Annotated in this window: 1 protein-coding gene; it reads right to left on the bottom strand. The window is 39.0% G+C overall.

Features of this window, described 5'->3' with window-relative positions; all coding sequences use genetic code 11:
• On the bottom strand, nucleotides 1-575 hold a 575-nt coding region (locus BMG01_RS10725; protein ID WP_158084732.1), incomplete at its 3' end, for a DDE-type integrase/transposase/recombinase.
• Nucleotides 576-667 lie beyond the last annotated feature (92 nt).

The following is a 667-nucleotide window of genomic DNA, read 5'->3' as shown; positions in this document are numbered from 1 at the left end:
CCCATATCTGAATGAATAATGAGTGGCTTTCGATGCTTATCTAACGCCATCTGTAAGGCACTTGTGGCTAGCTCGGCTGTCATTGTATCGCCAATTTTATAGCCCAATACTTTTCTCTTCTCAGGATCCAAAACGGTCGCTAAATAGACCCATCTATGATTAGTCAACTGAATATAAGTGATATCTGTTTGCCAAACACCGCTTAAATCATGCAAATGTCTAATCAGATTGGGTTTTTGATCAACCGTCACAACAGTTTTGGGTTTGCGATAACGTTTTTGCATGCGTGATCTAATCCCTAATTCACGCATTAATTTGAGTGTCATATATTCAGATATTTTTGGACAGTCATTGTTTAGTTGACTATAAGCAGCAATACGACGATAGCCATAAAATTTAAAGGTTTTCCAAACGTCTAAAATATAAGCTTTTAGGGATTCTCTACGCTTTTCTTGTCGACTGGGCTGCCAATGGCGCCAATTGTAATAGGTACTAGATTTGATTTTAAGTGCACTTAAAATACGCACAAGCGCGTAGCCTTGTGCTAAAAATTGATTAACTAGCGGCAATCCCACATTACGGACTATTTTTTGGCTAGTAAGATGGCCGCTCAATGCCTGTCAGGCTATGCGTGATAAAATTTCGTTTTCTTCCTCCAAAATAGCGA

Source organism: Leuconostoc sp. BM2 (assembly GCF_002095565.1).
GTDB classification, from domain to species: domain Bacteria; phylum Bacillota; class Bacilli; order Lactobacillales; family Lactobacillaceae; genus Leuconostoc; species Leuconostoc falkenbergense.
The sequence above is the reverse complement of the archived record's forward strand: the minus strand, read 5'-3'. Positions and strand labels throughout refer to the sequence as shown.